General features: G+C 65.5%; 12 protein-coding genes. 9 read left to right on the top strand and 3 right to left on the bottom strand.

What is annotated here, in order from left to right:
- Positions 1-26: 26 nt before the first annotated feature.
- Positions 27-1,133: a lytic murein transglycosylase B gene (gene mltB, locus SB751_RS03745; protein WP_144197449.1), complete on the bottom strand. Its 1,107-nt coding sequence runs from the start codon at positions 1,131-1,133 to the stop codon at positions 27-29.
- A 130-nt stretch (positions 1,134-1,263) separates the two neighbouring features.
- Here mltB and SB751_RS03740 point away from each other — a divergent pair, with 130 nt between their 5' ends.
- The 7 genes from SB751_RS03740 to SB751_RS03710 all read left to right on the top strand — a co-directional run bounded on the left by SB751_RS03740 (position 1,264) and on the right by SB751_RS03710 (position 8,757).
- Complete coding sequence (locus SB751_RS03740; protein WP_410747792.1) at positions 1,264-2,187, top strand: histone deacetylase family protein; 924 nt, start codon at positions 1,264-1,266, stop codon at positions 2,185-2,187.
- A 212-nt stretch (positions 2,188-2,399) separates the two neighbouring features.
- Positions 2,400-3,434, top strand: coding sequence for a methionine ABC transporter ATP-binding protein (locus tag SB751_RS03735; RefSeq protein ID WP_144197451.1), 1,035 nt, complete (start codon positions 2,400-2,402; stop codon positions 3,432-3,434).
- On the top strand, positions 3,424-4,077 hold the full coding sequence (locus SB751_RS03730) for a methionine ABC transporter permease (RefSeq protein ID WP_092301909.1): 654 nt from the start codon (positions 3,424-3,426) through the stop codon (positions 4,075-4,077). The genes SB751_RS03735 and SB751_RS03730 overlap by 11 nt, the downstream gene beginning before the upstream one ends.
- Before the next feature lie 39 nt (positions 4,078-4,116).
- Positions 4,117-4,914: a MetQ/NlpA family ABC transporter substrate-binding protein gene (locus tag SB751_RS03725; protein WP_144197452.1), complete on the top strand. Its 798-nt coding sequence runs from the start codon at positions 4,117-4,119 to the stop codon at positions 4,912-4,914.
- Positions 4,915-5,149: 235 nt separating this feature from the next.
- Positions 5,150-5,899, top strand: coding sequence for an electron transfer flavoprotein subunit beta/FixA family protein (locus SB751_RS03720; protein ID WP_144197453.1), 750 nt, complete (start codon positions 5,150-5,152; stop codon positions 5,897-5,899).
- A gap of 17 nt (positions 5,900-5,916) precedes the next feature.
- The gene (locus tag SB751_RS03715; RefSeq protein ID WP_410747791.1) at positions 5,917-6,852 is read left to right on the top strand and encodes an electron transfer flavoprotein subunit alpha/FixB family protein; all 936 of its coding nucleotides are present in this window, start codon (positions 5,917-5,919) and stop codon (positions 6,850-6,852) included.
- Positions 6,853-6,972: 120 nt separating this feature from the next.
- Positions 6,973-8,757, top strand: coding sequence for an acyl-CoA dehydrogenase (locus SB751_RS03710; RefSeq protein ID WP_144197454.1), 1,785 nt, complete (start codon positions 6,973-6,975; stop codon positions 8,755-8,757).
- Between the two features lie 90 nt (positions 8,758-8,847).
- Here SB751_RS03710 and SB751_RS03705 read toward each other — a convergent pair whose 3' ends face one another.
- Positions 8,848-10,152: a D-amino acid dehydrogenase gene (locus tag SB751_RS03705; RefSeq protein WP_144197455.1), complete on the bottom strand. Its 1,305-nt coding sequence runs from the start codon at positions 10,150-10,152 to the stop codon at positions 8,848-8,850.
- A 109-nt stretch (positions 10,153-10,261) separates the two neighbouring features.
- Here SB751_RS03705 and SB751_RS03700 point away from each other — a divergent pair, with 109 nt between their 5' ends.
- Together SB751_RS03700 and SB751_RS03695 are read left to right on the top strand one after the other, a co-directional pair.
- Entirely contained in the window at positions 10,262-10,756 is a 495-nt protein-coding gene (locus SB751_RS03700) for an Lrp/AsnC ligand binding domain-containing protein (protein WP_092301927.1), read from the top strand.
- Between the two features lie 16 nt (positions 10,757-10,772).
- Positions 10,773-11,945, top strand: a complete 1,173-nt coding sequence (locus SB751_RS03695; protein WP_313818678.1) for a PA0069 family radical SAM protein — start codon at positions 10,773-10,775, stop codon at positions 11,943-11,945.
- A 281-nt stretch (positions 11,946-12,226) separates the two neighbouring features.
- Here the strand turns inward: SB751_RS03695 and SB751_RS03690 are convergent, their stop codons facing one another.
- Positions 12,227-12,721, bottom strand: a complete 495-nt coding sequence (locus SB751_RS03690; RefSeq protein WP_144197457.1) for an NINE protein — start codon at positions 12,719-12,721, stop codon at positions 12,227-12,229.
- Positions 12,722-12,848: the final 127 nt, after the last annotated feature.

Here is a 12,848-nt window from a genome sequence, read left to right as displayed (position 1 = left end):
GACGGGCGAAGGCGCGAGCCGCGTGATCAGCCCATCGCCGCCTTCACCGCCTCGCCGAGCTGATACACCGCCAGCGCGTAGAAAAAGCTGCGGTTGTAGCGCGTGAGCACGTAGAAATTGCGCAGGCCGATCAGGTACTCGGTGGGCTGGTCCGGCGTGGGCAGGTCCACCACCAGCACGCCGGTCTCGCCTTCGCGCTGGAGGTCGATCGGCTCGTCCACGCGCAACCCGGCGCGGGTGAGCTGGTTCAGCGTGCGCGTAGGCCACGGCTCGCCGTCTGCGGCAGCCACGGCAATGCCCCGGCTGCCTTCGTCGCCGGCAATACGCCAGATCACGGGCCGGCCCTGCTCCCAGCCGTGCAGTTGCAGGAAGCGGCCCACGCTACCGATGGCATCGACGGTGCTGTTGCGCAGGTCGACGTGCCCGTCCTTGTCATAGTCGAGTGCGTACTCGCGCAGGCTGGTCGGCATGAACTGCGGAATGCCCACCGCGCCCGCGTACGAGCCGAGCACCGAATAGACATCGGTACGGGTCTCGCGGCACCAGAGCAGGTAGTCCGCCAACTGGTCGCGGAACAGCTTGGTGCGCGCGTCGCGGTTCGGGGTGTCCGGGTAGTCGAAGGCCAGCGTGGAGAGCGAATCCAGCACGCGGAACGTGCCCATATCGCGCCCGTAGATGGTTTCCACGCCGATGATGCCGACGATGACCGACGCCGGCACGCCGAATTCGGCCTCGGCGCGGCGCAGCGTGTCGCGGTTTTCCTGCCAGAAGCGCACGCCCGCGTTGATGCGGATCGGCTCGATGAAGCGCGAGCGGTACGTCCGCCAGCTCTTCCGCCCCGGCGTGCTCGGCGGCATGATCAGCCGCGACACCGTGGCCGAATACACGGCCTGGCTGAAATACGTGTCCAGCTCGGCGCGCGGGAAGCCGTGGCGCGCCACCATGTCGTCGATGAACGCGCGGGTTTGCGGATGATTTCGATAGCGGCCCGGTTCGATTTCTTCTTCCCGGACGCTCACACGACGCTTGCCGGCAGCCATCAGTCGAGGAGAAACGCCGCACAGGCCCAATGCGGCAGCGGTGAGTGCGGCGCCCAGCAGCGGGCGGCGCAAGGAGCGCTGTTTGTCGGTCATGTTGTCCTTTGCAAGTCGCACCGAGTATAGCGGATGCCTCCCGGTGCCAGCGCCTCCGCCGGCTCACGGATGATGTGGCACGTCATGTGCTAACGTATCGATTGGAGACAAACTTGACCCGGAAACGACAATGCCAACGGGCTATTACACACATCCCGCATTCCAGTTGCACGAGATGGGACATTTCCATCCGGAATGCCCGGAACGGCTGCAGGCGATCGAGGATCACCTGATCTCGCACGGGCTGGACGGGCTGCTGGACCGCCGCGACGCGCCCGCCGCCACCGAAGAGCAGATCGAGCGCGTGCACCGGCCCGACTATGTCTCCCAGCTGGCGTCCGTGAGCCCCGCGAGCGGCTACCACGCGATCGATCCGGATACCACCATGAATTGCCACACGCTGACCGCTGCCTCGCACGCGGCCGGCGCCGCCGTGGCCGCCACCGACGCCGTGATGGCCGGCGAACTGGAAAACGCGTTCTGCTGCGTGCGCCCGCCGGGCCACCACGCCGAGCCGGACCGCGCCATGGGCTTCTGCTTCTATAACAACGTGGCAATTGCCGCCCGTCACGCGCTGGCCGCGCACGGCCTGGAGCGCGTGGCCGTGATCGATTTCGATGTCCACCACGGCAACGGCACCGAGGCGGCCTTCCGCAACGACCCGCAGGTGCTGATGTGCAGCTTTTTCCAGCATCCGTTCTATCCGTACAGCGGCACGGAGCACATTGCGTCGAACATGTCGAACATCCCGCTGCCCGCCTATACCAACGGCATGGCCGTGCGCGAGGTGGTGGAGACGATCTGGCTGCCGCGCCTGAACGAATTCCGGCCCCAGATGCTGTTCATCTCGGCCGGCTTCGATGCCCACCGCGAGGACGACCTTGGCCAGATGGGCCTGGTAGAGCAGGACTACGCGTGGATCACCGAGCGGCTGATGGAGGTGGCGCGCGTGCACGCCAAGGGCCGCATCGTGAGCTGCCTGGAGGGCGGCTACAACCTCAGCGCGCTGGGCCGGAGCGTGCTTGCGCACCTGAAGGTGTTGATGGAAGGCTGAAAACCTCGTCAATCGTCAATCGTCGATTCAAGTGATTCAGAATTCGCAAAAATGCGATCGACGGTGCTTCTATATGCTCTCAATGCATAAGGAGATCGAAAAAATCTCGTTTGAGGTATGAAGCGGATCGCATAAAATGCGAGCTTCAGAAAAATAATGCGCGGCAACAACGCTGGAGACCCCACGCTGTTGCCGTTTTCTTTTCTCTTTCCATGATCGAACTGCAAGGACTCTCGCAGCGATTCCCCGGCGGGTCGGGGGAAGTGCATGCGCTGCGCGACGTCAGCCTCTCCATCGCGCCCGGTGAAGTCTTCGGCATCATCGGCCGAAGCGGGGCCGGCAAGAGCACGCTGGTGCGTGCCATCAACCTCCTGAACCGGCCCAGCGCTGGCCGGGTGATCGTCGACGGCCACGATTTGACCGCGCTGGACGCCAACCGCCTGCGCGCGGCGCGCCGCGAGATCGGCATGATCTTCCAGCATTTCAACCTGCTGTCGTCGCGCACGGTCTATGACAACGTAGCGCTGCCGCTGGAGCTGGCCGGCAAAACCAAGTCAGAAATTGCCGCGACGGTGCTGCCGCTGCTGGACCTCGTGGGCCTGTCGGCCCTGCGCGACCGCTATCCCGCGCAGATCAGCGGTGGGCAGAAGCAGCGCGTGGGTATTGCGCGTGCGCTGGCCAGCAAGCCGAAGGTGCTGCTGTCCGACGAAGCCACCTCCGCGCTGGACCCCGAGACCACGCGTGCGATCCTCGACCTGCTCAAGCAGATCAACCGCGAGCTGGGCCTGACCATCGTCATGATCACGCACCAGATGGAGGTCATCAAGCAGGTCTGCGACCGCGTGGCCGTGCTCGAGGCCGGCCAGGTCGTGGAAACCGGCCGCGTGATCGACGTCTTCCTGCGCCCGCAGCACGCCGTCACGCGCGCGATGATCGGCGACGTGATCGCCCAGGAGCTGCCGGCCAGCGTGCTCAAGCGCGTGGAAAGCCGGCTCGGCAACGGCCGCGACCACGTCTACCGACTGGCTTTCACGGGCGAGAACGTCGACCGGCCGGTGCTGGCCCAGGCGATCCGCCAGCACGGGCTGGACTTCAACATCCTGCACGGCCATATCGACGAGATCCAGGGGCAGGCGTTCGGCTCGCTGGCGATCATGGCTACGGGCGAGCCGGCCGCGGTGCGCGCGGCCATGGAGTATTTGCAGACGCAGGGCGTTGTGGTGGAGGAGATCGAACATGTGGTCTGAAATGTTTGACCTGTTCCTGGCGTCGTTCGGCGAGACGCTGTTGATGGTGTCGATCTCGGGCGTGGTGGGCGCATTGTTCGGCGTGCCGCTGGGCGTGCTGCTGCACCTGACCAACCGGGGCGGCGTGCTGTCGCATCCGCTGTTCAACCGCTCCATCGGCGTGGTCGTGAACGCGGTGCGTTCGATCCCGTTCATCATCCTGCTGGTGGTGGTGATCCCGTTCACGCGCTTTATCGTCGGTTCGTCGATCGGCACGACGGCGGCCGTGGTGCCGCTGACGATCGCGGCGGTGCCGTTCATCGCCCGGCTGGTCGAGGCGGCGCTGCGCGAGGTGGACAAGGGCCTCGTGGAAGCCGCGCAGTCGATGGGCGCCACCACGCGCCAGATCGTCTGGAAAGTGCTGCTGCCCGAGGCGATGCCTGGCATCGTGGCCGGCCTGACCATCACCTTCGTGAGCCTGGTCGGCTATTCGGCCATGGCCGGCGCCATCGGCGGCGGCGGGCTGGGTGACCTGGGCATCCGCTACGGCTACCAGCGCTATATCACCGAGGTCATGGTCGCCGTGGTGGTGATCCTGATCGTCTTCGTACAGGCCGTGCAGAGCTTTGGCGACTGGCTCGTGCGCCGCATCAGCCATCGTTGATCGGCTTCAATTCTTTGGGAAACTAGGGGTAAATCGAAAATGCAACGTCGTAATTTGCTGAAGACTGCTGCTGCAGTGGCGCTGGGCCTGGCCGTTTCCACGGGCGCGCTGGCGCAGGAAAAGCCGATCAAGGTTGGCGTGACGGGCGGCCCGCACGCGCAGATCATGGAGCAGGTGAAGAAGGTGGCGGCCAAGGACGGCCTGAATATCCAGGTGGTGGAGTTCAGCGACTACATCCAGCCGAACGCCGCGCTGGCCGCAGGCGACCTCGACGCCAACAGCTACCAGCATCTGCCGTACCTGGAAGCCCAGATCAAGGATCGCGGCTACAAGTTTACGCACGTGGGCTTCACGGTCACGTTCCCGATGGGCGTGTACTCGAAGAAGGTGAAGTCGCTGGACCAGATCAAGCAGGGCGCCCGCGTGGGCGTGCCGAACGATCCGACCAACGGCGGCCGCGGCCTGTTGCTGCTGCAGGCCAAGGGCCTGATCAAGCTGCGTCCGGATGCCGGCCTGAAGGCCACGCCGCTGGACATCGTGGAAAATCCGAAGAAGATCAAGATCGTCGAACTGGACGCCGCCCAGCTGCCGCGCTCGCTTGACGACCTGGATGCCGCCGCGATCAACGGCAACTACGCCGAGTCCGCCGGCCTGTCGCCCACGCGTGATGCAATCGCCACAGAAGGCCCCAAGGGCCCGTACGCGAACCTGATTGCCATCCGCGCGGCGGACAAGGACAAGCCGTGGGTGGCCAAGCTGGTCAAGGCCTACCACTCGGCCGAGGTGAAGCAGTACATCACCAACACCTACAAGGAGTCGGTGATCACCGCCTGGTAATCATCACTCGGGTGCCGGTCAGGGACGATTTTCGAGGAAATCGTCCAAACCCTGTGCACGCGGGGCATCCTGCGGCACAATGGGCGCAGATTTCTTCGATTGCCGGGCTAGCCCCGGCAATTCTTTGTCTATAAAATAGTACGATCGTTCGAAAAACTAAAGCTGCGCCACCCCGGTGGTTATAATGGCGAGCGATTTAAATCTTTGGACTATCAGCTATCAGTGGAGTGAGCGCATGAAAGTACTCGTCGCAGTCAAGCGGGTGGTGGACTACAACGTCAAGGTCCGCGTGAAGTCGGATGGCACGGGCGTCGACCTGGCCAACGTCAAGATGAGCATGAACCCGTTCGACGAAATCGCCGTGGAAGAGGCCGTGCGCCTGAAAGAAGCTGGCGTCGTCACCGAAGTGATCGCCGTGTCGTGCGGTGTCACGCAGTGCCAGGAGACCCTGCGTACCGCGATGGCCATCGGCGCCGACCGCGGCATCCTGGTGGAATCGAGCGAAGACCTGCAGCCGCTGGCCGTGGCCAAGCTGATCAAGGCACTGATCGACAAGGAGCAGCCGCAACTGGTGATCCTGGGCAAGCAGGCCATCGACGATGACTCGAACCAGACCGGCCAGATGGTGGCCGCGCTGGCCGGCCTGCCGCAAGCCACGTTCGCCTCGAAGGTAGTGGTGGCGGATGGCAAGGCATCGGTGACCCGTGAAGTGGATGGCGGTCTGGAAACGCTGTCGGTCAAGCTGCCGGCCGTGGTGACCACGGACCTGCGCCTGAACGAGCCGCGCTACGTGACGCTGCCGAACATCATGAAGGCCAAGAAGAAGCCGCTGGAAACCGTGAAGCCCGAAGACCTCGGCGTGGATGTGGCCCCGCGTCTGTCGACCGTGAAGGTCGTGGAGCCGGCCAAGCGCAGCGCAGGCGTGATGGTGCCGGACGTGGCCACGCTGGTGCAAAAGCTGAAGTCTGAAGCCAAGGTTATCTGAGCGCGGGGAGAGAAAACATGACTGCACTCGTCATTGCTGAACACGACAATCAATCGATCAAGGCCGCCACGCTGAACACCGTGACGGCTGCCGCCCAGTGCGGTGGCGACGTCCACGTGCTGGTAGCCGGCGCCAACGCCAAGGCTGCCGCCGATGCCGCTGCCAAGATCGCCGGCGTTACCAAGGTGCTGCTGGCCGATGCCGCCTATTTCGGCGACGGCCTGGCCGAGAACGTGGCCGAGCAGGCGCTGGCCATCGCCAACGACTACAGCCACATCCTGGCGCCGGCTACGCCGTACGGCAAGAACATCCTGCCGCGCGTGGCCGCCCGCCTGGACGTGGCCCAGATCTCGGAAATCTCCAAGGTCGACGCACCGGATACCTTCGAGCGCCCGATCTACGCTGGCAACGCCATTGCCACCGTGAAGTCGGCCGACAAGATCAAGGTCATCACCGTGCGCGGCACGGCGTTCGACGCGGTTGCCGCCGAAGGTGGCTCGGCTGCGGTCGAGACCCTGCCGGCCGTGGCTGACCTGGGCATCTCGCAATTCGTCTCGCGCGAAGTGGCCAAGAGCGACCGTCCGGAGCTGACCGCCGCCAAGATCATCGTGTCCGGTGGCCGTGGCGTGGGTTCGGGCGAGAACTACACCAAGGTGCTGACGCCGCTGGCTGACAAGCTGGGCGCCGCGCTGGGCGCCTCGCGCGCAGCCGTGGATGCCGGCTTCGTGCCGAACGACTACCAGGTCGGCCAGACCGGCAAGATCGTCGCGCCGCAGCTGTACATCGCCGTCGGTATTTCGGGCGCGATCCAGCATCTGGCCGGCATGAAGGACTCCAAGGTGATCGTCGCGATCAACAAGGACGCCGAAGCCCCGATCTTCTCGGTGGCGGACTACGGCCTGGTGGGCGACCTGAACACCGTGGTGCCGGAACTGGTGGCAGCACTGGGCTGATGTCTGGCCCGCGCCGGGCCGCGTACCGTCAGGTATGGGCGCCGGCGCCACAACAAGAAGAATGAAGCCGTTCCGGGAGCATCCCGCGAGCGGCTTTTTTACAATATCCAGGAGACTTCGATGACTTATCGCGCACCGCTCAAGGACATGCTGTTCGTCATGAACGAACTGGCGGACCTGAACGCCGTCAGCCAGATGCCGGGCTACGAGGAAGCCACCCCGGACACGGCGCAGGCCGTGCTCGAGGAAGCGGCCCGGTTCAACGAGGAAGTGGTGGCCCCGCTGAACCGCGCGGGCGATCTCGACCCCAGCAGCTGGAAGGATGGCGTGGTCACCACCACGCCCGGGTTCCGCGACGCGTTCCGCCAGTTTGGCGAGGGCGGCTGGCAGGGTGTGCTGCACCCGAGCGATTTTGGCGGCCAGGGTTTGCCCAAGCTCGTCGCCACGCCGTGCATCGAGATGCTGAACAGCGCCAACCTGTCGTTCGCGCTGTGCCCGCTGCTGACCGACGGCGCCATCGAAGCCTTGCTGACTGCCGGTACCGACGAACAGAAGGCGGTCATCCTGCCCAAGCTGATCGCAGGCGAGTGGACCGGCACGATGAACTTGACCGAGCCGCAGGCCGGCTCTGACCTGGCCGCCGTGCGCACGCGCGCCGAGCCGCAGGGCGACGGCACGTTCAAGCTGTTCGGCACCAAGATCTTCATCACGTACGGCGAGCACGACATGGCGAAGAACATCGTCCATCTGGTGCTGGCCCGCACGCCAAGCGCGCCGGAGGGCGTCAAGGGCATCTCGCTGTTCGTCGTGCCGAAGTTTCTGGTCAACCCGGACGGCACGACCGGTGCGCGCAACGACGTGCACTGCGTGTCGATCGAGCACAAGCTTGGCATCAAGGCCAGCCCGACGGCGGTGCTCCAGTTCGGCGACCATGGCGGCGCCATCGGCACGCTGGTCGGCGAGGAGAATCGCGGCCTCGAATACATGTTCATCATGATGAACGCGGCGCGCTTCGCGGTGGGCATGCAGGGCATCGCGGTGTCCGAGCGCGCCTACCAGCACGCCGTGGCCTATGCGCGGGACCGCGTGCAGAGCCGGCCGGTCGATGGCTCGGCGCGCGAGGCCGTGACGATCATCCATCACCCCGACGTCAAGCGCATGCTGATGACGATGCGCGCGCTGATCGAGGGCGCACGCGCCGTGGCCTACGTGGCCGCCGCGGCCAGCGATGCCGCCCACCAGCATCCGGACGAGGCGACGCGCCGCGAAAACCAGGCGTTCTACGAGTTCATGGTGCCTGTGGTCAAAGGCTGGAGCACCGAGCTGTCGATCGATGTGACCAGCCTTGGCGTGCAGGTGCACGGCGGCATGGGTTTCATCGAGGAAACCGGCGCGGCCCAGTACTACCGCGATGCGCGGATCCTGCCGATCTACGAGGGCACCACGGCCATCCAGGCCAATGACCTCGTGGGGCGCAAGACCGTGCGCGATGGCGGTGCCGTGGCGCGCGCGATCTGCGCGAAGATCGCCGAGACCGAGGCCGCGCTGGGCCAGCATGGCGGCGCTGCCTTCGTGGCAGTGCAGGGCCAGCTCAAGCGGGGCCGCGAGGCGCTCGAGGCCGTGGTGCGCTTCGTCGTGGAGAATGCCAAGGGCGATCCGAACGCGGTATTCGCAGGCAGCGTGCCGTACCTGAAGCTGTGCGGCATCGTGTTCTCGGGCTGGCAACTGGGCCGCGCGATGCTGGCGGCCGATGCCAAGCGCGGCGAAGATCCGTCGTTTTACGATGCCAAGATCGCCACGGCGCATTTCTTCGGCGAGCACATCCTGTCGCAGGCGACGTCGCTGCGCGACGCCATCGTGGCCGGTGCCGAGCCGGTCAAGGCGATGTCGGTGGACCAGTTCTGACGCGCAGCTTGCGTTGGGGATGAAAAAGGGCGACCCGAAGGTCGCCTTTTTTTCGTCGAAGTACGGACGCTCAGGAACGCTCAGAACCGATCAGGCCGGCACCGGACGCGGCACGCCGTGTGCGCGCGCGGGCTGGCGGTAGCGGTCCACCGACAGGTCGTCGGCGCGGATCGCCGGCTGCGTGCCGGAGACCAGGTCGGACAGCAGCTTGCCCGAGCCGCAGGCCATGGTCCAGCCGAGCGTGCCGTGGCCGGTGTTGAGCCACAGGCCGCGAATGCCGGCGGGGCCGACCACTGGCGTGCCGTCCGGCGTCATCGGACGCAGGCCGGTCCAGAACGTGGCGCGGCTGACATCGCCGGCGCCGGGGAACAGGTCCGTCACCACGTGTTCGAGCGTGCGGCGCTTGGCCGGGTCGAGCGAACGGTCATAGCCGACGATCTGCGCCATGCCGCCCACGCGGATGCGGTCGTCGAAGCGCGTGATCGCCACCTTGTAGGTCTCATCGAGCACCGTCGACACCGGGCTGCGTGCGGCATCGGTCATCGGCACCGTGATCGAGAAGCCCTTGAGGGGATACACCGGCAGGTTCGACAGTCCCGGCAGCACGTTGCGGACGAACGGCGTGGACCAGCTGCCCAGGGCCACCACCACGGCCTCGGCATACATCGGCTGGCCGCCGACCACGGCACCGGTCACGGCGTCGCCCTGGGTCATCAGGCCGTCGATCGAGCGGTTGTACAGGAACTGCACGCCAAGCGATTCGGCCATGGCTGCCAGCCGCTGGGTAAACAGCTGGCAATCCCCGGTTTCATCGTTCGGCAGGCGCAGGCCGCCGGCCAGCTTGTGGCCTGCGGCGGCCAGCGCCGGTTCGCTCGCGCCGAGTTCCTCGCGCGAAAGCAATTGATAGGGCACGCCCGCTTCCTCGAGCACGGCGATGTCGCGCGCGGCGGCTTCGAGCTGCGCGTCCGTGCGAAACACCTGGAGCGTGCCCTGCTGGCGGCCTTCGTAGGCAATACCGGTCTCGGCCCGCAGCGTGCGGATGCAATCGCGGCTGTACTCGGCCAGTCGCACCATGCGTTCCTTGTTCACGGCATAGCGTGCCGGCGTGCAGTTGCGCAGCATCTGCCACATCCACTGGAGCTGGAACAGCGTGCCATCCGGCCTGATGCTCAGCGGGGCGTGTTCCTGGAACATCCACTTGATGGCCTTGAGCGGCACACCCGGCGCGGCCCACGGCGACGCGTAGCCCGGCGAGATCTGGCCGGCATTGGCAAAGCTGGTGCCAAGCGCCGGCGCGGCCTCGCGATCCACGACGGTCACTTCATGACCGGCACGGGCCAGGTACCACGCGCTGGTCACGCCAATAACACCACTGCCAAGCACAAGAACACGCATTTCGATGACTCCGGACCTGCGAAAGAATGAAATGGAAGGATTCGTATCTATACTATTGACTTCAAAGCAGTGTTAGTTACCGATTAATTTAGAAAAACAGGAAAAAGTCATGAGAACGACGCGTCAGCCAGTGCGCGGCCTCGATCGGCTGGATCGGAAGATTCTTACGGTGCTCCAGGACGACGGGCGGGTGTCGATGAAAGACCTGGCGGAGCGGGTGGGGCTGACCATCACGCCGTGCATCGAGCGCGTGAAGCGGTTGGAGCGCGACGGTGTCATCATGGGCTACTACGCCCGGCTGAATCCGGGGCTGCTGGGTAGCGCGCTGCTGGTATTCGTGGAGATTTCGCTGGGCAACAAATCGGGCAATATGTTCGAGCAGTTCCGGCGCGAGGTGCTGCGGATTCCCGAGGTGCTGGAGTGTCACCTTGTCTCGGGCGACTTCGACTACCTGATCAAGGCGCGGATTCGCGAGATCAGCGAGTACCGCCGCCTGCTCGGCGACATTCTGTTGCAGTTGCCGGGCGCAGCCCAATCCAAGAGCTATGTAGTGATGGAAGAAATCAAGGAGACACTGGCCATCTCGGTGGAAGAACGCGAGTAAGGCCGTCCGACGCAAGATGGGTGACGATCACGATTTCGGCGGCGACGGGGAGGGCGAAGGTGCCCGCCGCCCGCCCGTGGCCCGCAAGGGGCGCGGCGCCGTCAGCAATCTCCAGGGACGCTTCGAGCGCGACCAGCGCGAGGCGTTCGACGACGGCTGGGCGCCGGCCGACGACGTGGCTCCCGCCGATGGCGCGCTGCCGCCCAGGCTCGTCACCCAGGTCACGCTGGAGCAGGCCCGCTCGATCCTGACGCGCAACGCCTCGCCAGACATCCCGTTCGATGTCTCGATCAATCCTTACCGGGGCTGTGAGCACGGCTGCATCTACTGCTTCGCCCGGCCGACGCACGCCTATCTGGACCTGTCGCCGGGGCTCGATTTCGAGACGAAGCTCTACGCCAAGACCAATGCGGCCGAGCGCCTGCGTGACGAATTGTCCAGGCCGTCATATCGCTGCGAAACCATCGCGCTGGGCGTGAACACTGACGCCTACCAGCCCATCGAGCGCGAGCAGCGCATCACGCGCAGCCTGTTAGAGGTATTGCAGGAGACCGACCACCCGGTGGCGCTGATCACGAAGTCGTCACTGATCGAACGTGATATCGACTTGCTGGCGCCCATGGCCGCCAAGCGGCTGGCGGTGGGGGCTGTGACGATCACCACACTCGACGCTGGCATCGCCCGCACGCTGGAGCCACGCGCGGCCACGCCGGCGCGGCGACTGCGCACCATCCGCGAACTGACCGATGCGGGGATTCCAGTGGGGGTGAGCGTGGCGCCGATCATCCCGTTCGTCACCGAACCGGACCTCGAGCGCGTGCTGGAAGCCGCCCGGGAGGCCGGGGCGGTCTATGCCAACTACATCGTGCTGCGTCTGCCGTGGGAGGTGCGCCCGCTATTCCAGGAGTGGCTGGAAGCGCATTTCCCGGACCGTGCCGAGCGGGTCATGAACCGTGTACGCGAGATGCGGGGCGGCAAGGATTACGATGCCGACTTCGCCTCGCGCATGCGCGGCACGGGGATCTGGGCGGATCTGATGCGTCAGCGGTTCTACAAGACCGCCGAGCGGCTAGGCTTCCGTTACAACCGGTTCGAACTGGATACGTCGCTGTTCAGGCCGCCGCCCAGGCCGACCCGGCCCACCGGGCGACCCCGCGACACCGATGACCGGCAGGGTTCGCTGTTCTGAGGCGCCGCCTGCTGGTCCTCGATCATGCGGCAGGCCAACTCCAGCGCGGCCTTCGCACTGGTCGCCGGCAGGCCGGACGACAGGGCCAGCCTGACCGCGATGGCAGCCAGGCGTCCTTCTTCATACGTGGGATGTTCCATCGGGCGCTCCTTTGCATCGACCCGCCATGGCGGGCCATGCTCCATACCGTGCGTACTCGGACTTACCAGTATGGGCGATTTGCAGGAGCGCGTTTGACCAATGTCATCCCATTGTCATGTTGCAGCGAAAGTGCGCGCTAACTATTGGGAAAGCGCCTTGGCCGCCTCCACCTGCGACTCGAAGAACGTCTGGAAGCTGATGGCGAGCCCGGCCATCAGGAGGCCGGTACCGATCAGCAGCGACAGGATGACCAGGATCACCACGGGCCAGCCGGAGCGCGTGGGTGTGCCGTGTGCGTTGTAACGCGCATCCCAGCGGTCGTCGGGACGCAACCCGAACACGATGGCGGTCAGGAATGCCGCAATTACCGAGGTGCCGCCCGCTACTGCGAACGTCCAGTTCAGCGCGGTGGAGCCGGCGCCTGTCACCAGCGAGGCAATCCCGATCGCGCCGGCCAGCGTGGCCAGCAGGTGCGCCCAGCCGAACTTGTCGCCGAAACCCTTCAGATAGAAGCGATGCGCGCCCAGGCTGCCGAACAGGAACGCCAGGGCGACGGTGATCAGCTTGGACTTGCCCCGGGCCGGGCGGCGTGCATCGGCGCCGAGGGCGGGGGCTTGGCTTGCGGTGGTAGGCATTGTGGGTGGCGATGTGGCAGGCACGGGGGCCGACAATCGTCACATTGTACGTGGAGGCTGCGCCCGGCGAGGATATCGGGACAAGACCGGAGTGGCCGGAGCCGGACCAGTGGGTGCCGGGCAGAGG

Origin of the sequence: Cupriavidus sp. SIMBA_020 (assembly GCF_046535395.1) — a bacterium.
Lineage (GTDB): Bacteria > Pseudomonadota > Gammaproteobacteria > Burkholderiales > Burkholderiaceae > Cupriavidus > Cupriavidus campinensis.
The sequence above is the reverse complement of the archived record's forward strand: the minus strand, read 5'-3'. Positions and strand labels throughout refer to the sequence as shown.